This window comes from Motilimonas eburnea, assembly GCF_021295345.1.
Classification (GTDB): domain Bacteria; phylum Pseudomonadota; class Gammaproteobacteria; order Enterobacterales; family CBDFNC01; genus Motilimonas; species Motilimonas eburnea.
The window spans coordinates 1-20,606 of the sequence record NZ_JAIMJB010000026.1 but is presented as its reverse complement, the minus strand read 5'-3'; the positions used below and the strand labels follow the sequence as shown (position 1 = coordinate 20,606).

Sequence of the window (20,606 nt, the reverse complement as noted above, 5' to 3'; positions counted from 1 at the left end):
CAAATCAGCGTCGCGCCTAAAAGCCTACAAACTCTCGCTGAACCAGCATCTCTAGGTAACTTGGGTATCTGACCAAACCTAAACCTTGGAGATAAATATGACAGTTATCGACGTGGAAAGAACTCTATTAAGTGCGCAAGACTTAGCTAAATACGGCATTCAAGGGGTCAAGGAAGTAGTGCATAACCCTTCTTATGAAACCTTGTTTGCCGAAGAAACGAAACCTGACCTAGTCGGATTTGAGCGTGGAGTTGTAACCGAGTCCGGAGCTGTCGCGGTCGATACAGGGATTTTTACAGGGCGATCACCAAAGGATAAGTACATCGTCAAAGACGATGTCACCCGAGATACCATCTGGTGGTCAGATCAAGGAAAGAATGATAATAAGCCCATCACCCCGGCAGTTTGGCAAGACCTTAAATCCCTTGTTATCAAAGAGCTTTCGAATAAGCGATTGTTTGTGGTGGACGCATTTTGCGGCGCCAATAAAGACTCTCGCTTAGCCGTTCGCTTTATCGTCGAAGTGGCATGGCAAGCGCATTTTGTGACCAACATGTTCATTCGCCCTACGGCCGAAGAGTTGGCCGAGTTTGAGCCTGATTTTATTGTGCTCAATGGCTCAGAAACCACTAACCCTAACTGGCAAGAGCACGGCCTAAATTCAGAGAACTTCATCGCCTTTAACCTTACCGAAAAAATGCAAATTATCGGCGGGACTTGGTATGGTGGAGAAATGAAAAAAGGCATGTTTGCCATGATGAATTACCTGCTACCGCTACGCGGCATGGCTTCTATGCATTGCTCGGCGAATGTGGGTAAAGACGGCGATACCGCCATCTTCTTTGGCTTATCGGGTACAGGTAAAACCACCCTGTCAACGGATCCTAAACGCGCACTTATCGGTGACGATGAGCATGGCTGGGATGACTCGGGTGTGTTTAACTTTGAAGGGGGCTGTTACGCCAAGACCATCCGGTTATGCCTTGAAGCCGAGCCCGATATTTATAAGGCGATCAAACGCGATGCCTTACTCGAAAATGTCACCGTGCGAGAAGATAAAACCGTTGATTATGATGATGGTAGCAAAACAGAAAATACTCGCGTTAGCTACCCTATTTATCATATTGAAAACATAGTTAAGCCTGTCTCAAAAGGGGGCCATGCTACTAAGGTTATCTTCTTAACCGCTGATGCCTTTGGTGTGTTACCGCCTGTCTCTAAACTGACTAAGGAGCAAACCAAGTACCACTTCTTGTCTGGCTTTACGGCTAAGCTGGCGGGCACCGAGCGTGGTATAACCGAGCCAACGCCAACATTTTCAGCTTGTTTTGGCGCCGCATTTTTAACCTTACATCCCACTAAATATGGCCAAGAGTTAGTGAAGCGTATGGAGGCGGCTGGCGCAGAAGCTTATCTTGTGAACACGGGCTGGAATGGGACAGGCAAGCGTATCTCGATTCAAGATACACGGGCGATCATCGATGCCATCTTGGATGGTTCAATTGAAAAGGCCGAAACAAAGACCATCCCAGTGTTTAACCTCACCGTCCCAACGGCATTGCCTCATGTTGATCCTGATATTTTGGATCCTCGTGATACTTACCCAAGTGCTGAGCAATGGGACGAAAAGGCCGCCAAGTTAGCGCAACTGTTCATTGATAATTTTGTTCAATACACGGACAACGATGAAGGCAAAGCGCTGGTTGCAGCAGGTCCACAACTATAAAGCCGCATTTTGATTAATGTTACGCGGGGCACCTTGCCCCGCTTTTTTGTTGTCCAACTTTTGATCAGCCCAGCGCTTCCCCACTCCTTGCCTGCGTTACACTATTATCCCCGATCAGCCTGGATATGCTTGATTGGGTATATCACCACTTTTGACCATAACAGTCTTTAAAAAAGATGAGTAAGACGCTATAAAGACCACAGTGAAAAGTTATTAAGGTTAACCTAACTTGAAGACAAACCTCATTACTCCCGAAGGCATGGCAAAATTACAGGCGGAGTTGGATCATTTGTGGCGTGAATATCGCCCCGAAATCACCAAAAAGGTCGCTTGGGCCGCCAGTTTAGGCGATCGTTCTGAGAATGCAGACTACAAAGAAAATAAACGTGTACTAAGACAAATCGACAAGCGTGTCCGTTTTTTGCGTAAACGCATCGAAGAAGTCACCGTTGTCACGCCCTCTGCACAACAATTGGGTAAAGTCTTTTTTGGCGCAAGGGTTGAAATTGAAAATGATGAGGGTGAGACCCTTACCTTTAAAATTGTTGGCCCAGATGAGATTTATGGTCGTAAAGATTACATCTCAATCGACTCACCGATGGCGCGAGCCTTATTGAAGAAGTCCGTCGATGATGAAGCCATCGTCACCACCCCAACCGGCGATAAAGTCTGGTATATCAATAAAATAGATTATCAACTCCCCGATTCCCATTGAGCTAAGCTCAACCAACTTAGTTATTACCGAGATCATCATGCATGCTATTTCTCAAACCCTAGCACAAGAGCTAGGTGCCAATACCGCGCAAGTTAACGCGGCCATTCAATTATTAGACGAAGGGGCTACGGTGCCCTTTATCGCGCGTTACCGTAAGGAAGTCACTGGCGGATTAGACGACGGCCAGCTGCGTAACCTTGATCAACGTCTAACCTATTTACGTGAATTGGAAGATCGTCGAACCACCATCATCAGCAGTATCCAAGAGCAAGGTAAATTAACCGAGGCGCTCCACCAGCAACTCAACGAAGCTGACACTAAAACTCGCCTGGAAGATCTCTATTTACCCTATAAACAAAAACGCGTCACTAAAGGCCAGCTAGCCATTAATGCAGGCCTTGAGCCTTTAGCGGATAAGTTGCTGGCGCATCCTGAGTTAGATCCTGACACGGCAGCCCAAGACTTTATCAACCCAGAGCTCAAATTTAACGACAGCAAAGCCGTATTAGAGGGTGCTAAATACATTTTAATGGAGCGCTTCGCGCAAGATGCGGAGTTGATCAGCCAAGTGCGTCAACATTTACAGCAAAATGCGGCGTTAGAAGCAAAGGTTATTGCCGGTAAAGAACAAGAAGGCCTTAAATTTAAAGACTATTTCAACTACAGCGAGAAAATTGCCAAGATCCCCTCTCATCGTGCCCTCGCCCTGCTTCGTGGTCGAAACGAAGGGGTTTTACAACTGAGCTTAAATAGTGATCCCGAACGAGAGGACACCACACTGCCAAGCACCGGCGAAACCCTTATTGCGCGTTTTATGCAAGTGAATCAAATGACAGCCAACCCATGGCTAAAAAGCGTCGTGCAATGGACATGGCGAATTAAATTATTAATGCAACTAGAAAATGAGTTAATCACCTCACTGCGTGAGCAAGCCGAAATCGAAGCCATCGAGGTGTTTGCGAAAAATCTAACGGATCTATTAATGGCAGCCCCCGGGGGAGCTAAAGTCACCTTGGCATTGGATCCTGGGCTGCGTACCGGCGTTAAGGTGGCGGTAGTGGATACCACGGGTAAATTATTAGCCTACAGCACCATTTACCCTCACGCGCCACGCAATGATTGGCAGGGTGCGTTGGCTGAGCTAAGTCAGCTTTGTCAACAACATGGAGTGGAAATTATCAGTATAGGTAACGGCACCGCTTCGCGTGAGACCGATCAGTTAGTGGCAGATCTCATTAAAGCCAAGCCTGAACTAAGACTGACGAAAATCATGGTAAGCGAAGCGGGTGCTTCTGTTTATTCGGCATCTGAGCTTGCCGCTAAGGAGTTTCCTGATCTAGATGTCTCTATTCGTGGGGCCGTGTCTATAGCGAGGCGTTTACAAGATCCCCTAGCAGAGCTAGTAAAAATTGAACCTAAAGCCATCGGAGTGGGCCAATATCAACACGATGTTAACCAAACCCTACTAGCGAAAAAGCTCGATGGTGTCGTTGAGGACTGTGTTAATGCCGTGGGCGTTGATGTGAATACGGCATCGGCAGCCCTATTAGCCCATGTCGCCGGGCTCAATAGCACCATAGCGCAAAACATTGTTGATTATCGCGATGAAAATGGCATTTTTGTTGACCGTTCACAGCTGAAAAAAGTCGCACGTTTGGGGCCAAAAGCATTTCAACAATGTGCCGGATTTTTGCGCATCCAAGGTGGTAAAAATCCGCTGGATGCCTCAGCGGTACACCCAGAAGCCTATCCTGTAGTGAAAGCCATTATCCAGCAAAGTAATTTGCAGATCAGTGAACTCATGGGCAACCCACAAGCATTAAAAAGCGTTAACCCCAAAGACTTTGTTAATGATGACTTCGGTTTACCCACCATCTCTGACATCTTTAAAGAGCTAGAGAAACCCGGTCGTGACCCACGCCCTGAATTTAAAACGGCTACCTTTAAAGAAGGCGTCAATACCATCAAGGATTTACAACCTGAAATGATCTTAGAAGGTGTCGTCACCAATGTAGCCAACTTTGGTGCTTTTGTTGATATTGGGGTTCACCAAGACGGCTTGGTACATATCTCTGCATTGAGTGACAAGTTCGTGAGCGATCCACGTGAGGTTGTCAAAGCCGGCCAAATTGTTAAAGTAAAAGTGATTGAAGTGGATGTGCCTCGCAAGCGTATTAGCTTAACCATGAAGCTACATCAGTCAGCACCTAACGCAGGCGCATCCGCACCTAAACAGCCTCGTAAAAACAAACCTCAACAAAGCCGCAGCCCAGCGCTCACCAACAATGCCTTTGCCGATGCGTTTAACAAGGCGAAAAGTAAAAGATAACTTGGGTTTAACTTAAGTTGCACAGTGCTAGCTTTGCTCACAAGGCTAGCACTGGAGAACCGACGGCACAATATGTTCGCTTGTGCCCTCATCCCCGAGCAACTTAGATAGGCTTGGTCTCAGCATTCTTGACAAAGCACCAATAATATATTGATTTAATTGAGTCATTTCTGATGATTAACTGGGGGTTACTCGTTATTTACTGGCTATTTAAATCGAGGCGATTAATCCTGGGCGTTGGTTGGGCACAACCGAACCAAAATAACGTTGTTCTAGAGCACGATCTGTGTTCATTGCTTGCTCGGAGCGTGGTACTGGACCATATTGTTGCGCAGGGCTAAATCTATGTATGTCGTCAGCTTCTAGTACCTGATTGATATCGGAGCGGACTCCTTGAGCAATAGGTTTATCATCGCTGACCGATTGCTCATCAGACGAGCCCTGCAATTCACGCTTACTGGCTGATAGTTCAGCATAAGCCGAATTCAATTGTCGTGTCGCTTCTGCGGCAATGCGACGATCGGCTACTGATGGGTTTTGCGGGGCCAACGCCGCGGCACGAACCTGACGCATTTTTTGGATGGTGGCTTGAGGATCACCAGCAACGGGCGAAACACTGATAGGGACTTCGCCGGATACAGCATAGCGCTTTCCATCTGGACCGCGCTCATACCCATAACTGGGTTGGCCCGCATACTGCCCACCAACACTCGCATGCGCTTGTTCGTGAATAACGACTTCGGTATGTCGAGCTTCGAGGGAATCCACCACCTTTTGCTCTTGCGGCGTGAGCTGGTTTGGCTGTGAGTTGTTTTCTTTTTGTTGTTCGGAAGCTTGCTGTTGTTGTTCAGAGCTTGCGCCTTCGCCCGAGCCATCCTTGCCTTCCTTGCCATGAACGGTGCGGATATCGGTATTTTGTGCTTCACTGCTGTGTGTGCCACTGGCATTTTGGTGGCCAACTTTATTCTTGTCTTTTTCCGAGCCTACCTCGGTTTCAGCTTTGTAAGCATCGGTTTTGTTGAGTTGCGGAACCAACTCACGATAGCGGTTCTCTTGGCGAGTCACGTTTTGCTGTGGCTGCATGGGCGCAGGGATCATTGGAGGAAGTTGAACATTGATATTCATATTTTCCCCCTTACGTTTGAATTAACCCAAAAATAACCTAAATTTTGCCACTGTCGTTTATAAACAATCATCATTTATAAACCGTCATTGATACCCAACCGCTTAGACACCCATTTAGCATTCGTTAACATTCGACCTTGGTATCCTAGACCTTGATATCAATAATACTGCCCATCATCTCGTCAGCGACGGTTATCACTTTGGCTGAAGCTTTGGCTTGGTGTTCAGCCACTTTAAGATTAACCAGTTCAGTGATAACGGATTCTTGTGTCCTATCATTCGGCAACAAGGTGGTGGCCGTTTGACCATCTTGAACCAAAGGCGCGGCATTGTTCGTCTCAGAGACACCGCTTGAATTAGCCACAGCTTGTTGGGCAATATTATTGGCGCTGTTGGTTACTTGCTGCTGTGCTTTTTGAAACCCTTCAACGCCAATATTGAAGGCTGATTGAATTTTCATAACACAACTCTCACCGACTAATAGATTAATTATGGCTTAAAATTGTTCATTTTTACAGCAATTATTGCTTATTTATACCAAACAAAAATGAATAAGCTGGGCACAAAATTGCTCTTTATCCGTCACAAATGGTGCATGCGATGATTTATCAAGCACATATATTTCGCACTCAGGGGCTAATTGTGCAACTTCACTGGCCGTTGCAATGGGTACCAAGCCATCTAACTTGCCGTACATGGCCAAAAAGGGCATGGTTAAGGAAGCGAGCTGTTCACGTAAATCAGCTTGCTGTAAGATCATTAAGCCATCATGCAGTGCTTGTCTATCTGGTAATGGTTTTTCACCAAGCCAACCTTTCAGCGCTTTGATATCTTGACGCGCTGATTCACTTCCCATGGCCTGTATCGCCAAAAACCGCTCTATTGTGGTTTTAAAATCGCCTGCTAAGGAAGTAATAAACTGATCTAACACCTTAGGGGCAATTCCTGGCCAGCTTTGCGTTTGAGCAAACTTAGGACTGGAAGCCACCGTCACCAAACGCCTTATTCGTTCAGGCTCGAGTAAAGCCGCTTGAGTAGCCACTAACCCACCTAACGACCAACCGACCCACACCGCTTCTTTAGGCGCTTTTTCAAGTACCGCTTGGGCAAGACTAATCAGATTGTGTTCAGGCAGCACGGGGCTATCACCAAAGCCAGGTAGATCGATAAGATGAACGGTAAAGTAAGGCGTTAACAAGGGCAAAACACCTTGCCAAGCCGCACTGTTCAACCCCCAACCGTGTAACAACACAAGATCCCTGCCTTGGCCTACACTGGTGATATGTAATTCTTGGGTCATAGTCATGTTTAGTATTCAAAAGTGGGTCATGTTACCGCAACTTTTTGCACATGCAAGCCAGAAACTAACTCACCATGGCCAACAGTTCCTCCCCTTCAGTTGCCTACTATGCCAACAGGGCCTGACTTCAGGTGTGGTATGCCCCACTTGCAGCAAAGACTTAACGCAAGCTTACTGCCGTTGCCTACGCTGTGGCTTGCCCTTACCCAGCACGCAAGGGAATTGTGGCCATTGTTTGGCGCACCCACCTCAATATGACCGTTTGTTGGCTTGTGGCCTATTTTGTCCGCCGTTAAATCAAGTTGTGTTTCAATTAAAATATGCCAAGCAACCCCTCTTTGCAAAGATCCTCGGTCAGCGATTGGCTTGTGAAGTGCAGCAGCAAACCGATTTTAACCAGCTGTCAGCAGAGCCATTGCCGGAGCTATTGCTACCTGTCCCCTTACATCCGCAAAAAGAGCATCAGCGCGGGTTTAATCAAGCCCAGCTCATCGCCCAGCATTGCAGTCGTCAACTTGATATACCCACAGAAACAAGGGCAATCAAACGAGTTAAAAACACCCAAAGCCAAACCCAATTAACCCGGCAACAACGCCAACACAACATGCGACGCGCCTTTAAACCCGTTGGGTCACTTCAAGGAATCAAGCATTTAGCCATCATAGACGATATCGTCACCACAGGCGCAACGGTCAACAGCCTGACAAAAGTGGTGAAACAAGCCGGTGTTAAACGCGTCGATGTGTGGTGCATTTGCCGCACCCCCACCACCCCAAGCTTATTTTGAAGGTATCTTTTCAACCTTGTTAAAGGCGCGAGCAATAGGTCGTCACCGTTAAAACACGCGAAAAATCGTATTTTAGATACAAATCGGCTGGTTTTTAGCGTTATAATGCTTGAGTAATTTAGTCAGGTTTATTGAGGATAGTGATGATCAGTATTTCCAGTGCAGCGCAGCAACACTTTGTTAAGTTGCTAAGTGCACAGCCCGAAGGCACCAATATTCGCGTTTTTGTAGTTAACCCTGGCACACCTAATGCAGAGTGCGGTGTTTCTTACTGCCCACCAGAAGCGGTTGAACGTACCGATGTACTGCTGCCATTTGACGGGTTCGATGCGTTAGTAGATGAGGTCAGTGCCCCCTTCCTTGAAGAAGCAACGATTGACCTTGTTAGCGAAGAAACAGGAACGCAATTAACCTTAAAAGCACCTAATGCAAAAATGAAACGCGTTGCCGATGACGCCCCGCTTGTCGAGCGTGTTGAATACTTTATTCAATCTGAAGTTAACCCGGGGTTAGCAGGCCATGGTGGTCACGTTAAGTTAATGGAAATCACCGAAGAAGGTTACGCCGTGGTGCAATTTGGTGGCGGTTGTAATGGCTGCTCGATGGTTGATGTGACCCTTAAAGAAGGCATTGAAAAGCAAATGGTAGCCACCTTTGAAGGCGAGCTAAAAGGGGTGCGCGATATGACCGAACACCAAAGTGGTGAACACTCTTACTATAAGTAACCACCTGCTATTAAATAAAAAAACCGCTCATCAATAGCGGTTTTTTTTATTTCACGTTCAGCAAATCGCATTCAATAGTGCTGTTGGCTTACTCATCTTTTTTGCTACGCGCTAATAATGCAATAGCAGCGGCCTTCGCGTCTTTACCTTGATAGAGTACTTGATACACCTGCTCGGTAATCGGCATTTCCACACCTAAACGTTGCGAAAGCATGAACACTTCTTTGGTATTGCGATAGCCTTCAACCACTTGGCCTATCTCTTGCTGTGCCTCATCAACACTCAAACCACGCCCTAGGGCTAAACCAAAACGTCGATTTCGCGATTGATTATCGGTGCAAGTTAACACTAAGTCACCTAACCCTGCCATGCCCATAAAGGTTTTAGGATCGGCCTTTAACGCAGCCCCAAGTCGAGTTAACTCAGCCAAACCTCGCGTAATTAAGGCCGTACGCGCATTGGCACCAAATCCTAAACCATCCGCCAGGCCTGCACCTATCGCTATCACATTCTTCACCGCGCCACCCAGTTGTACACCAATAAAATCGTCATTGGTATAAACCCGAAAACGTTGCTCGTTATGTAATAAATCTGACAGGTCTTTAACAAAATCGGGATCCGTTGACGACAAGGAGATCGCCGTCGGTAAACCCGCAGCAAGCTCTTTGGCAAAGGTTGGACCAGAGATCACGGCTAGGGATATGTCAGGACCAAGCACATCAAGCGCAACATCTTGCAACAAGCGTCCGGTTTCTGGCTCAAGGCCCTTGGTCGCCCAAGCAATGCGATGCGAAGGCGTTAGCAAAGGCTTAATTTGCTTTAAGACGATAGCAAAAGCATGGCTGGGCACCACCAATAAAATATTTCGAGATGCCTGAACACAAGTCGTTAGGTCGGATTCGACTTGTAACGTATCCGGAAAAGGGCAATCGGGAAGAAACTCTTGGTTACAACGAGCTTGCGCCAAGCGAGCCATATGATCGGCTTCATGACCCCAAAGCAAAGTTTGATGTCCATTTCTGGCTAAAGAAATAGCAAGGGCGGTGCCATACGACCCCGCCCCCAATACAGAAATGGCTGCTGTGTTAGCCATAAATATTAAGAATCCAATTGTTCCGGTTGAGCTTGCTCTGCTGCACGCTGTTGCATTGCTTGAGCAAACAGGGCGTCAAAGTTAACTGGCGCTAGGTTCAGTTGTGGGAAAGTTCCACGCGTTACCATGCTAGTTACCGCTTCACGCGCATACGGGAATAGAATGTTAGGGCAGAATGCACCTAGACAATGAGCCAGTTGTGGATCAGGCATTTCGCCTACGGTGAAAATACCCGCTTGCTGAACTTCACAAAGGAAAGCAGTGTCTTCGCCGATGTTTGCAGTCACGGTGAGAGAAAGCACGACTTCGTAAACGTTATCCGCTAACTTACCGCTTTTAGTGTCAAGATCTAGCTTAACTTCTGGTTGCCATTCTTTTTGGAATACCGCAGGAGAATTTGGACATTCAAACGAAATGTCTTTTAGGAAGATGCGCTGGATATTGAAATCGATTTGTTGTTGCTGTTGCGCATTTTGTTGTTCTTCGGCCATCTTAATAGTCCTTAAAAATATATATAAATCATGGGGTAACCCCACTTTAAATTAGTCGCTTTCACGCTAATGCACTCCATTTGCATTATGATGAAAGATAACATCACATCAACTTTGCTCGCTAAGTACTGAAGCGGCAAAAACCAGCCTGATAGAGGCGGTGAATTATTTTTTTGTCAGCGGCAGGTTGGCGCTTTTCCACTCCGCTAAACCACCCGTCAAGTTATTCACTTGAGTAAAACCAGCTTTAGCCAGCTTATTGGCAGCGCCAGAAGATCGCATTCCTGTTGCACACACCACTATAATGGGGCTCTGTTTCAGATTTTCAATGCCGGAAAACGTTCCTGCACTAATTTGTGACTCAGTTAAATGTTTTGCGCCTACAATGTGGCCTTTTTTAAACTCATCAAGGCTGCGAACGTCTACCACAACCGCATTTTCTCGGTTCATCATCAAGGTGGCTTGTTGATGGGTCACACTCTTAATGGGCGAAAGTTTGCTTTTGATCGTGGTGTAAACCAGTGCACCGGCGAGACCAAACCAAGCGGCAACCAGCATCGGGTTTGCCGCAGCAAAATCCATATATTCTTGCATAGCGTATTACTTCATTGACTGAAAAAAAGCGATTATACCTGTGACGAAATAGAATATCAGCCTAGCAAAAACACAAAACCATCATTTTTCCCATATTTAGGCCAAAGCGAGCCTGCTAAACAACACAATCCTATTTGAAATAATACGAAAGGATTGAGCCAGATCTACAACACAGCATCTAAATGTAGTAAAATTACGCTAATTTTGTTTCTACAAATCTAACCAGAAGAGGTTCACGAATATGGCTAAAAAGCCTTTAGTACTTATCATCATGGATGGCTGGGGTTACCGTGCGGACATGCCGGACAATGCAGTTTCTAATGCCAAAACGCCAGTACTTGATGGCCTATGTAAAGATTACGCCAATACCCTTATTTCTGCCTCGGGTATGGATGTGGGTTTACCTGACGGTCAAATGGGTAACTCTGAAGTGGGTCATACCAACATAGGTGCAGGCCGCGTGGTTTACCAAAACCTCACTCGCATCACAAAAGACATTCAAGACGGTACTTTCTTTGAAAATGCAGTCCTAACGGGTGCGGTAGATAAAGCCGTCAACGCTGGCAAAGCTGTTCACATCATGGGCCTACTTTCGCCAGGCGGTGTCCACAGCCACGAAGACCATATGCTTGCCGCCATTGAATTAGCAGCTAAGCGCGGCGCAGAGAAAATCTACCTGCACGCGATCACCGATGGCCGTGACACACCACCACGTAGTGCGCAAGGTTCAATTGAACTATTCGAAAAGAAATTCCAAGCCCTAGGCAAAGGTCGCTTTGCCACTATGGTTGGTCGCTACTTCGCGATGGACCGCGACAACCGTTGGGATCGCGTTGAGCAAGCTTACAACCTACTCACGCAAAGCCAAGCTGAGTACCAGTTTGATAGTGCTACCGATGCGTTGAATGCGGCTTACGCTCGTGATGAAAACGACGAGTTTGTAAAAGCAAGCGTTATCGGTGAAGCCGCCCCTATCGTTGATGGCGACGCTGTTATCTTTATGAACTTCCGTGCTGACCGTGCCCGTGAAATCACCCGTGCTTTTGTTGATACGGATTTTGATGGCTTTAAGCGTCAAGTTGAGCCTAAGCTTGCTGATTTCGTGATGATCACAGAATACGCGGCTGACATTAACACGGCTTGTGCTTACCCTTCTGAGTCACTATCCAACACCTTAGGTGAATGGTTATCAGATCACGGTAAAACTCAGTTACGTATATCTGAAACAGAAAAATACGCCCACGTTACCTTCTTCTTTAACGGTGGTGTTGAGAAAGAGTTTGCTGGTGAAGAGCGCTCATTGATTGCGTCTCCTGCTGTGGCAACTTACGACCTTCAGCCTGAAATGAGCTCTGCCGAGCTAACAGAGAAACTGGTAGGCGCGATCAAGAGTGATAAATACGATGTGATCATCTGTAACTACCCGAACGGTGACATGGTCGGCCACACCGGCGTTTACGATGCAGCTGTAAAAGCGTGTGAAGCCGTAGACAGCAGCATTGGTGAAGTGGTTGCAGCACTTAAAGAAGTGGGCGGCGAATGTTTAATTACCGCTGACCATGGTAATGCCGAGCAAATGATCGACCCAGAAACAGGTGGCGTGCACACAGCACACACTAACCTACCTGTACCGCTCATCTACTTTGGCCGCGAAGCACAAGCTGTCGAAGGCGGTAAGCTGAGCGACCTAGCGCCAACCATGCTAAATTTGATGGGCATGGAAGTTCCCGCTGAAATGACTGGTAAGCCACTGATGATTCTGAAATAATCCTTCCCCATGAAGGGGATTCCATTATTCATCAGATCAAGCAAAATGAGCGGTGCATGCACCGCCGTTTTGCTTTTTTCATTATTTATCAGCTTGTTGACACCTGCTCAAGCTGAGAAATCCGAATTAGATAACGTCAAACAACAAATTAAAGCGCATCAACAAAGTATCGCTAAACAAACGAAAGCTGTTGCTACCTTGCAGCAAGAGTTAGCCGATGCAGAGCAAGAAATTGCTAAATTTGCGACAAAATTACAAGCCAATAGCCAAGCGACCCGAGACGCTCAGCAAACCTTAGATAAACTACAAATGTCAGCCGAGAAGCTGGAAGCCAAGCGCGAGCAGCAACAAAAATTACTCGCGAATCAGATTGCTAGCGCTTATCGAACCGGCCAACATGACTATTTGAAGGTGTTATTAAACCAAGAAGACCCCACCAAAATAGATCGGGCCATTAGTTATTATCAATACCTTAACAAGGCACGCATTCGGGCCCTGCAAAAAATGCAAAACACCCTTGCTGAATTAAATGAAAACCAACAGCAGCAAAGTGAAAAAATTGCTCAACTGCAGCAATTAAAACAAGAGCACCAACGCCAGCGTGAAAAGCTTGCCGCCCAACAAACCGAGCGCGAGCAGACCATGGCATCACTGAATAAAACCATCCTGTCAGAACAGCAGCAGATCAAGCAACTCGAAGATGCAGAAAAACACCTGTCTAAACAACTTGCAGAAAGTATCGAGCAACAAAAAATTGAGCAAGAAATAAAGAAAATTAAAAAGCCACTGCTCAATGGTCTGCAACCTTACAAAGGCAAACTGAGCTGGCCAATTAATGGTCGCGTATTGCATCAGTTCGGTGGCCACCGCAGTGGCCAATTACGCTGGAAGGGGATGCTGATTAAAGCCCGTGAAGGTGATGAAATTAAAGCCCTTTCCCATGGCCAAGTGGTCTATTCTGAATACCTTAAGGGATACGGGATGGTGATGGTGATTGACCATGGGAAAGGCTTTATGAGCCTCTATGGTCATAACCAAGCATTACTAAAAACCGTTGGTGAAACGGTAACTAAAAATGAAGTTATTGCACTTGCAGGACGCAGTGGCGGACAAAAACGCAGTGGTTTGTACTTTGAAATTCGTTATCAAGGCAAGCCACAAGATCCACGGAAATGGTTAACACGAAAATAAATGAACCAAGGAAACATCAGAGCGCGCTGGCTCACTCGCGCGTTCGTAGCCTTATTATGCTTTCTCTCTAGCATCTCGTTTGCTGCTAACATCGCCATTGTACTCGATGATATTGGCAACAGTACACTTGACTATCAAGCGCTTAAGTTGCCTCGTCAAGTCGCTTTCTCTTTACTCCCCTTTACGCCAGAAGCATTAGCCATCGGTCAGCAAGCTTGGGCTCAAGAGCGCGATTTGCTGCTGCATATCCCGATGGAAGCGGTAGGCAAAAATAAATACTTAGGCCCTGGCGCCTTGCGTGCCGACATGAATGAAACCGAACTGAAAGCGCAATTGACGCGAGCCATTATTTCATTGCCCTTTGTTCAGGGCATCAATAATCATATGGGCAGTAAGCTGACCACCATGGCCGATCCCATGCGTTGGACCATCGAAATTGTACGCAATAATGAACTCTTCTTTCTCGATAGCCGCACCAGTAAACATACCCTTGCTGAGCAAACCGCTCAGGTATTGGGTGTCCCCGTTCTGAGACGACATGTATTTTTGGACAATTTACGCAGTCAAGCCGCGATTGAACGCCAGTTCAATCATGCTCTTACGTTAGCAAGGGCGGGCCGGGATGTTATCATCATTGGCCATCCCTACCCCGAAACCTTGTCATTTTTGCAGCACAGGTTAAATCAACCATTAGGCGCGGTGAACTTAGTTAACATCAGCCAACTCATGCCCATTGCAGAGCCGGCCTTGGCACAGCAGCAACCAGAAACACTTACCCAAACAAATCAAGAACTCAATTAGCTTAGGTGTTCCGTTCAAGTTCATTGAGATTCACCAGCGCCACCTCATTTGAATCACCACACACAATACTGCAAGGCTTAAAATCAAGGCACACCTGAGGCCGTTCAGGTTGACCAAATAAACGGCATAAATTATCGTCGTTTAGCTGAACACAACGCACACCCGCGGGTTTTCCCTGCTCCATGTTGGGAATGGCAGAGCTAATACTTGGCGCAATACAACATGCTCCACAACCTAAACGGCATTCCATCGATTCCCCCTTTGCCCAACGCCCTTAACCTTTTATAATGGCGCCATTCTAACTCGCCTCTCTTTAGAAGCATACCGCGGATCTTGCTCAGGAGTCATTATGCGTTTAAGCGCCTTTTCGCCACAACATGTTGAGCCTCAACTGTTAATCGACTTAAAAAAAATCTATCAGCCTGTTTGGCCCGCCACCGCCCTTAGCGAAGAAGCCTTGACTCGACTCGTTCAGCAAGCCAACCCACAGCTCTATGTCGCCATGTTTAACCAGCGCCATATTGCCGCTGCACAAATCACCCTTGCTGAGCAAGTGGCTAGCGTCAGTCAGCTGGTGGTGAGAGATATCACGCGAGGACGAGGAGTAGGTAAGTATTTACTAACGGAAATAGAAAAGGCCGTCAAAGAACAGGGCGCGAAGGCCATTGATTGTGTCAACCCAACCGGCAATGCAGACTACGCCGCTTTTTTACAGGCCATGGGATACCAACTTAATGATCAGCATTGGTCAAAGACCCTATAACCCAAGAAGCGGGTGGAGGTAGGAGCTGCAGTCATGCAGCGATTAACTATTAGCCAAATCGCCTCATTACTGAGGCTCCCACACAATCATCATTTTCTCAACTGTTTATAAGAATCTGTGGGAAGCGAGCTTGCTCGGCGAAAGCTTTCCAAGACTGCTGTGACTAAATAGTAGCCAAATCGCCTCATTCCTGAGGAGCCCACACAATCATCATTTACTCAACTGTTTACAAGAATCTGTGGGAGGCGAGCTTGCTCAGCGAAAGCTTTCCAAGACGGCTGTGACTAAATAGCAGCCAAATCGCCTCATTACTGGGGCTCCTACTTAGCCGACAAAGATCGTAAAAACAACCCTATCCCGCCCACCAGCAAGACTAAAATAACGATCAAATCAAACGCCGTCATATGGCGCAGCTGAAAATTAATGGACGAAATAACGCCAAATACCAACATCACCAAAGAGCCTATGGCTAAAATCCAACCGAGAAAATTGCGGCTGTTGTAAAACACCATCCCCACGCCAAAAATAAATGGCACCATCACCATGCCGCTGGTTAATGAAAAACCGCCAACGCGATACAAGCTATAACCAAGGCTAAAATGGTTAGTTACCATAATGGCGTTAAGCAGCATATAACCACCCGCTATCATCATGATCAAACCAATAAAAAACTGACCTACACCGCCTTCACTGCCACCTGCACCACGCATATTACTGCCCCGCTTGCGGTAAATCAGACAACATCTGCGCGACTAAGGTATCTAAACGGCGTTCAGATTCATCACGTGCGCGCTCAAAGTCAGCAAAACCTTGTAACATACTTTTCCAGTATAAGGTTTCTGTGTCTGTCGCCATGGCACCAACAACTAACGTGGCTTTTTCATAACGTCCGTCGCTATTAAGACTGACTAAACCTGGCGAAAGGCCAAACTTAGCAATCAATTGTTGATCTGACACACCCGATTCAAGCGCCAATAAAAAGCCCATAACCAAGTCAGCTTTAGCCAAATCAGGCTCATAGGTGTAACCTTTATCCTGCATCACCGCAGCAATGGCATTGCGTATTTCTTGCTGTACCTGTGCGGGCTCAAGACGGGAGTCTTCAACAACCACGTTCACCTTATCAACAAAAGTATAAGACTTGGCAATTGGGATACTTTGTTTAGGGGTCGAGTCACTGACAATCGTGGTGCGCTTTAATGAATCATTTGCGGCATCTGAGGTGTTAGATTCACTCTCCGAACACGCAGCCAGAAAAATGAGTAATATGCTAGACAGTATTAGGTAAATCGTTTTCAAAGCGTTATGTCCTTTCAATGGAGAGTGGATCAGCCATTGGCGCACCAATAGTGTCACTACAGAAAAATATAAAAAGAATATAACACGAGAAAATCAAAAATTAAGCCATTATGACCACAAAATCCCTCTGCGCCATGCTGTTAGTGCAAACTGAGATTCATATCATCAGAGCAAAACAACCAACGCAATTCCTTGCGATTGGCAATGGGCTCCATTGCAAATTGGGCCAAGCAGCTACCAGCCAAATACTTCGCGATGGTGAGTACAATAGATAATTAACGCCAGAAAAAAATACAAGGCACTCACTTGAAACCCCAAAATCGTGGTTACCCCAAAAATCACCCTAACTAATGCTAACTTGGCCATCCTACAACTCACTCTTGGCATATTGCGACACTTTAAAAAGTAGCGAATATTAGACTAAAGTCGTAGAAGAAAAAACCAGCTATTTATGACATTTGATTATATAGGTAAGGCAAAAAACAACCTGCTGCAAAACGCATTAGACTAAGGTATAAATAAAATCAGATGCCATTTTTGACAAAGGCTTAATTTACAAATAACTAGCTAAACAAGTTGACTCCCACCACGTTTTTAATACCAACATTGCCTAACAATTAAGCATAAAAATGAGAGCATTAGTAACTAATTAATCTTTAGGGCGGTACTCAGTCACCAGCTTTAAGGCATCTTCAAGCACTTTTAAGGTCGCATCACCACGCGGTGCCAATTCACTTAAATGGCGACGATAAGCACGACCATTAGGTAAACCTTGAAACATGCCTAACATATGGCGGGTAACATGGGACAGTTTAGCCCCCGTTGCTAGGTGTTTTTCCACATATGGGAACATGGCCTCAATCACCTCGGCGCGAGATAACACAGGCTTGGTTGAGCCAAAATAACGCTGATCCACCTCAGCCAATAAATACGGATTACTGTAAACCTCACGCCCCAGCATCACGCCATCAAGGTGGGCTAAATGCTCGTCACATTCAGCGTAAGTTTTAATGCCACCGTTAATGGCGATAACCAGATCGGGAAAGTCTTGCTTTAGCTGATACACGCGCGGGTAATCCAGCGGTGGAATATCGCGGTTTTCCTTAGGGCTTAAGCCACTTAGCCACGCTTTACGGGCATGTACAATAAAGGTATCACAACCAGCTTCAGCCACCTGAGACACAAAATCCGTTAAAAATTGATAACTGTCTTGCTCATCGATGCCAATGCGTGTTTTCACTGTCACGGGTAAATCACACGCGTCTTGCATCGCCTTAACGCAATCGGCCACCAGCGCTGGCTCACCCATTAAGCATGCACCAAAGCGGCCACTTTGCACCCGGTCAGATGGACAACCAACATTTAAATTTACTTCGGTGTAACCACGTTGTTCGGCAATCTTAGCGCACTGAGCTAACGCCTGCGGATCACTGCCTCCCAATTGCAGCGACAACGGCTGCTCGGCTTCGTTAAAGGCTAAATAGTCGCCCTTACCATACAAAATGGCCCCTGTGGTCACCATTTCCGTATATAACAAAGTATGCTGTGACATTAAACGGTGAAAGTAGCGGCAGTGACGGTCGGTCCAATCGAGCATCGGGGCAACGGAAAAGCGCTGCAGGTGAGAAACGTGCGACATAAGAAATATTCCTTAATTTACAACAGATTGGGAATTTAACGCACAAGCAAGTAGCGGCGCTTAACACAACAGCGCGGATTATACCGCTGCTGCTGCTAAGCGGCAAATCATAGCTGGGTCAGCATTGCCTGCAACCACGCAGGCTAGCTGCCATTGATATAAATTTCACCAGTGATCATGCAATAACGCTAGGACAAGTTATTAGATTTAAGTATATTGGGCGTGACATTATATGTCACAAAACACACTTTAGCCTAACGGAGGCCATATTATGAAAGCTGCATTATTAGTCACGGCTGTTACGCTTAGCTTTTTGGTCGGCTGTGAGCCCATCAAAGAAATCGTTACCGAAGCCAAGGATGAAGTCAAAGCCAGTAGCCAAGGGATTTTAGAGGAAAAAACCGGCATAAAACTGGATGAACTCAACCTCGAACAAGTGTTAGAGGCCAAAGAGCAACTGGCAATCAGCACCTACGAAGAAACCAAAGAGGCCGCCATTGCCCAGGTTGATGAAGCGGTATCCGATACCTTAGGCACCTCATTATCATCTTTAGAAAACCTAACCGAGCAAGACTTAGAGCAACAAGTTAACGATGTGATAAAGCAGAAGAAAGCGGAATTAGCACAGTGGTTACTTGATGGTGAACAAGGCGAAGAGCAAACGCAATAATTCAATCCACGACTAGGGCAAACCGTTAAGGCAAGCCCTAGCAAGAAGCCTCGCTAGGATATTGCGCTATCTCAACCTGACAATCCGGCAGTAACCGCCGATACAGCTCGGCGAGTTGCTGCTTGGCTTCATCATCGCCGTGAACAATCTTGATTAATGTCGGCGGCTTGCGCATACGTTTAACAAAATTGAGCAGATCCTTTTGATCAGCATGAGCCGAGTAGCCAGATAAAGTGTGTATCCCCGCCTTAATGTCGATGCGTTGATCGTCTATAAATACATAGCCGCCATCTGGGCCATATTGTTGAATATCTCGCCCCAATGAGCCTTTAGCCTGATAGCCCACAAACAGCACATCAGTGGTTTCATCGCCTAAAAAATTAGCCAGATAATTGACAATTCGGCCACCACTGCACATACCACTGGCCGCGATAACAATGGCTGGCTTGTTACGCTTAGCGAGATATTCCATCACCTGCAAATGCTCTTGATGGGAGCCGACCGTGTAGAGGTTAGAAAAATCCAGCGGATGGCGCCCCATAGCCACTTTACGCTTCGCCTCTTTATCCCATAGCTTACTAAATTCACTGTAATAGTCGGTGAAGCTGGCGGCCATGGGTGAGTCAATAATCACTTCTAAATTAGCCCAAGCCCCAGCGGGGTTTCGTTTTGACTCACGAAACACAATTTCTTCCAGCTCGTAGAGCAATTCTTGGGTGCGGCCAATGCTAAATGCCGGGATCAATACCACGCCATTATCGGCCACCGCTTTTTCTATGGTGGTTTGTAATAGCTCTGCGCGAGATTGTCGCCCTTGATGGCAATGATCGCCATAGGTGCTTTCAATCACCAAGACATCGGCCTGATACGGACTTTTCGGCGCAGGCAGTAACGGGGTATAAGGCGCCCCCAAATCGCCAGAAAACACCACGCGCTTACCCTTTCCGCAATTAAACTCAAGATAAGCAGAGCCAAGGATATGGCCCGCGGGTTTAAATTTAACCTGAGCCAATCCAGCCACAGGCAAAGACTGCCAAGTGTTAAACTCAACCGCCACTAACTGCTTATTCAGTCTATCGATACAGGCATCAATCAAGCGTTTATCTTTAGTAACGCCTAACTTTAAGGCATCACGTAAAATCATCGGCAACATCGCTGCCGTCGCGACCGTCGCATAAATAGGCCCGTTAAAGCCAGCGGCAAATAAATAAGGAATGCGACCGACATGGTCGATATGGCAATGGGTTAACACTAAGGCTTTAACCGTACTTAAATCAAATTCAATCGCCATTTGCTTTGCACTGGTTTTACCTGCAGTTTCAGCGCCTTGAAACAAACCACAATCAATTAACACACTGTTGAGAGAGTCTAGTACCAATTCATGGCAAGAGCCCGTCACTCCATCTACCGAGCCCCAATGTCGTATCTCCATATGTTCCTCCTATCCCTAACCTGCCCTTCCCATGTAGATACTCTGTCCAAGTTCAAGCATTTTTACTCTCAAAATTGAATAATTTTGCGGAGTCAAATGCTTGACCTTCTTTATAAACTGCCCACAATCCCGTTAAATACTTACGCATTACAGCAACA

22 protein-coding genes are annotated in these 20,606 nt (G+C 46.4%); 10 read left to right on the top strand and 12 right to left on the bottom strand.

What is annotated here, in order from left to right; genetic code table 11:
• The first annotated feature begins 97 nt into the window (after positions 1-97).
• The 3 genes from pckA to K6Y21_RS19025 all read left to right on the top strand — a co-directional run bounded on the left by pckA (position 98) and on the right by K6Y21_RS19025 (position 4,770).
• Positions 98-1,726, top strand: a complete 1,629-nt coding sequence (gene pckA / locus K6Y21_RS19035) for a phosphoenolpyruvate carboxykinase (ATP) (RefSeq protein WP_233073479.1) — start codon at positions 98-100, stop codon at positions 1,724-1,726.
• A 229-nt stretch (positions 1,727-1,955) separates the two neighbouring features.
• Positions 1,956-2,441, top strand: a complete 486-nt coding sequence (greB, locus tag K6Y21_RS19030; protein WP_233073477.1) for a transcription elongation factor GreB — start codon at positions 1,956-1,958, stop codon at positions 2,439-2,441.
• Between the two features lie 37 nt (positions 2,442-2,478).
• The gene (locus K6Y21_RS19025; protein WP_233073476.1) at positions 2,479-4,770 is read left to right on the top strand and encodes a Tex family protein; all 2,292 of its coding nucleotides are present in this window, start codon (positions 2,479-2,481) and stop codon (positions 4,768-4,770) included.
• A 210-nt stretch (positions 4,771-4,980) separates the two neighbouring features.
• On the opposite strand, the gene K6Y21_RS19020 is transcribed toward K6Y21_RS19025, so the two are convergent.
• The 3 genes from K6Y21_RS19020 to bioH all read right to left on the bottom strand — a co-directional run bounded on the left by K6Y21_RS19020 (position 4,981) and on the right by bioH (position 7,201).
• Positions 4,981-5,895 (bottom strand): putative metalloprotease CJM1_0395 family protein, encoded by a 915-nt coding sequence (locus K6Y21_RS19020; RefSeq protein WP_233073475.1) that lies wholly within the window; start codon positions 5,893-5,895, stop codon positions 4,981-4,983.
• Positions 5,896-6,040: 145 nt separating this feature from the next.
• On the bottom strand, positions 6,041-6,355 hold the full coding sequence (locus K6Y21_RS19015; RefSeq protein WP_233073474.1) for a hypothetical protein: 315 nt from the start codon (positions 6,353-6,355) through the stop codon (positions 6,041-6,043).
• 72 nt (positions 6,356-6,427) lie between these two features.
• Positions 6,428-7,201, bottom strand: a complete 774-nt coding sequence (bioH, locus tag K6Y21_RS19010; RefSeq protein ID WP_233073473.1) for a pimeloyl-ACP methyl ester esterase BioH — start codon at positions 7,199-7,201, stop codon at positions 6,428-6,430.
• On the opposite strand from bioH, the gene K6Y21_RS19005 reads away from it, so the two are divergent.
• Positions 7,200-7,982, top strand: a complete 783-nt coding sequence (locus tag K6Y21_RS19005; RefSeq protein WP_233073472.1) for a ComFC family protein — start codon at positions 7,200-7,202, stop codon at positions 7,980-7,982. The genes bioH and K6Y21_RS19005 overlap by 2 nt on opposite strands.
• A 143-nt stretch (positions 7,983-8,125) precedes the next feature.
• A complete protein-coding gene (gene nfuA, locus K6Y21_RS19000) occupies positions 8,126-8,707 on the top strand; it encodes a Fe-S biogenesis protein NfuA (protein ID WP_233073471.1) in 582 nt (193 codons plus the stop codon).
• Positions 8,708-8,795: 88 nt separating this feature from the next.
• Here the strand turns inward: nfuA and gpsA are convergent, their stop codons facing one another.
• From gpsA to K6Y21_RS18985, 3 genes are all read right to left on the bottom strand, one after another.
• On the bottom strand, positions 8,796-9,800 hold the full coding sequence (gene gpsA, locus K6Y21_RS18995) for an NAD(P)H-dependent glycerol-3-phosphate dehydrogenase (protein WP_233073470.1): 1,005 nt from the start codon (positions 9,798-9,800) through the stop codon (positions 8,796-8,798).
• A 5-nt stretch (positions 9,801-9,805) separates the two neighbouring features.
• Complete coding sequence (gene secB, locus K6Y21_RS18990) at positions 9,806-10,291, bottom strand: protein-export chaperone SecB (protein WP_233073469.1); 486 nt, start codon at positions 10,289-10,291, stop codon at positions 9,806-9,808.
• Between the two features lie 165 nt (positions 10,292-10,456).
• The gene (locus tag K6Y21_RS18985; RefSeq protein WP_233073467.1) at positions 10,457-10,885 is read right to left on the bottom strand and encodes a rhodanese-like domain-containing protein; all 429 of its coding nucleotides are present in this window, start codon (positions 10,883-10,885) and stop codon (positions 10,457-10,459) included.
• Between the two features lie 241 nt (positions 10,886-11,126).
• Here K6Y21_RS18985 and gpmM point away from each other — a divergent pair, with 241 nt between their 5' ends.
• From gpmM to K6Y21_RS18970, 3 genes are all read left to right on the top strand, one after another.
• Positions 11,127-12,653: a 2,3-bisphosphoglycerate-independent phosphoglycerate mutase gene (gpmM, locus tag K6Y21_RS18980; protein ID WP_233073465.1), complete on the top strand. Its 1,527-nt coding sequence runs from the start codon at positions 11,127-11,129 to the stop codon at positions 12,651-12,653.
• A gap of 69 nt (positions 12,654-12,722) precedes the next feature.
• Positions 12,723-13,844, top strand: a complete 1,122-nt coding sequence (locus K6Y21_RS18975) for a murein hydrolase activator EnvC family protein (RefSeq protein ID WP_233073464.1) — start codon at positions 12,723-12,725, stop codon at positions 13,842-13,844.
• Positions 13,845-14,645: a divergent polysaccharide deacetylase family protein gene (locus tag K6Y21_RS18970; protein ID WP_233073462.1), complete on the top strand. Its 801-nt coding sequence runs from the start codon at positions 13,845-13,847 to the stop codon at positions 14,643-14,645.
• A 1-nt stretch (position 14,646) separates the two neighbouring features.
• Here K6Y21_RS18970 and K6Y21_RS18965 read toward each other — a convergent pair whose 3' ends face one another.
• The gene (locus K6Y21_RS18965; RefSeq protein WP_233073460.1) at positions 14,647-14,895 is read right to left on the bottom strand and encodes a YkgJ family cysteine cluster protein; all 249 of its coding nucleotides are present in this window, start codon (positions 14,893-14,895) and stop codon (positions 14,647-14,649) included.
• A gap of 99 nt (positions 14,896-14,994) precedes the next feature.
• Here K6Y21_RS18965 and panM point away from each other — a divergent pair, with 99 nt between their 5' ends.
• The gene (gene panM, locus K6Y21_RS18960; RefSeq protein WP_233073458.1) at positions 14,995-15,408 is read left to right on the top strand and encodes an aspartate 1-decarboxylase autocleavage activator PanM; all 414 of its coding nucleotides are present in this window, start codon (positions 14,995-14,997) and stop codon (positions 15,406-15,408) included.
• A gap of 320 nt (positions 15,409-15,728) precedes the next feature.
• On the opposite strand, the gene K6Y21_RS18955 is transcribed toward panM, so the two are convergent.
• The 4 genes from K6Y21_RS18955 to dusA all read right to left on the bottom strand — a co-directional run bounded on the left by K6Y21_RS18955 (position 15,729) and on the right by dusA (position 18,346).
• Complete coding sequence (locus tag K6Y21_RS18955; RefSeq protein WP_233073457.1) at positions 15,729-16,118, bottom strand: hypothetical protein; 390 nt, start codon at positions 16,116-16,118, stop codon at positions 15,729-15,731.
• A gap of 1 nt (position 16,119) precedes the next feature.
• Positions 16,120-16,707, bottom strand: coding sequence for a DUF4136 domain-containing protein (locus K6Y21_RS18950; RefSeq protein ID WP_233073455.1), 588 nt, complete (start codon positions 16,705-16,707; stop codon positions 16,120-16,122).
• Positions 16,708-16,941: 234 nt separating this feature from the next.
• A complete protein-coding gene (locus K6Y21_RS21340) occupies positions 16,942-17,073 on the bottom strand; it encodes a hypothetical protein (protein ID WP_285229767.1) in 132 nt (43 codons plus the stop codon).
• Positions 17,074-17,356: 283 nt separating this feature from the next.
• Complete coding sequence (gene dusA / locus K6Y21_RS18945; protein WP_233073454.1) at positions 17,357-18,346, bottom strand: tRNA dihydrouridine(20/20a) synthase DusA; 990 nt, start codon at positions 18,344-18,346, stop codon at positions 17,357-17,359.
• Between the two features lie 271 nt (positions 18,347-18,617).
• On the opposite strand from dusA, the gene K6Y21_RS18940 reads away from it, so the two are divergent.
• Entirely contained in the window at positions 18,618-19,016 is a 399-nt protein-coding gene (locus K6Y21_RS18940; protein ID WP_233073453.1) for a hypothetical protein, read from the top strand.
• 37 nt (positions 19,017-19,053) lie between these two features.
• On the opposite strand, the gene K6Y21_RS18935 is transcribed toward K6Y21_RS18940, so the two are convergent.
• Complete coding sequence (locus tag K6Y21_RS18935; RefSeq protein ID WP_233073452.1) at positions 19,054-20,448, bottom strand: MBL fold metallo-hydrolase RNA specificity domain-containing protein; 1,395 nt, start codon at positions 20,446-20,448, stop codon at positions 19,054-19,056.
• Positions 20,449-20,606: the final 158 nt, after the last annotated feature.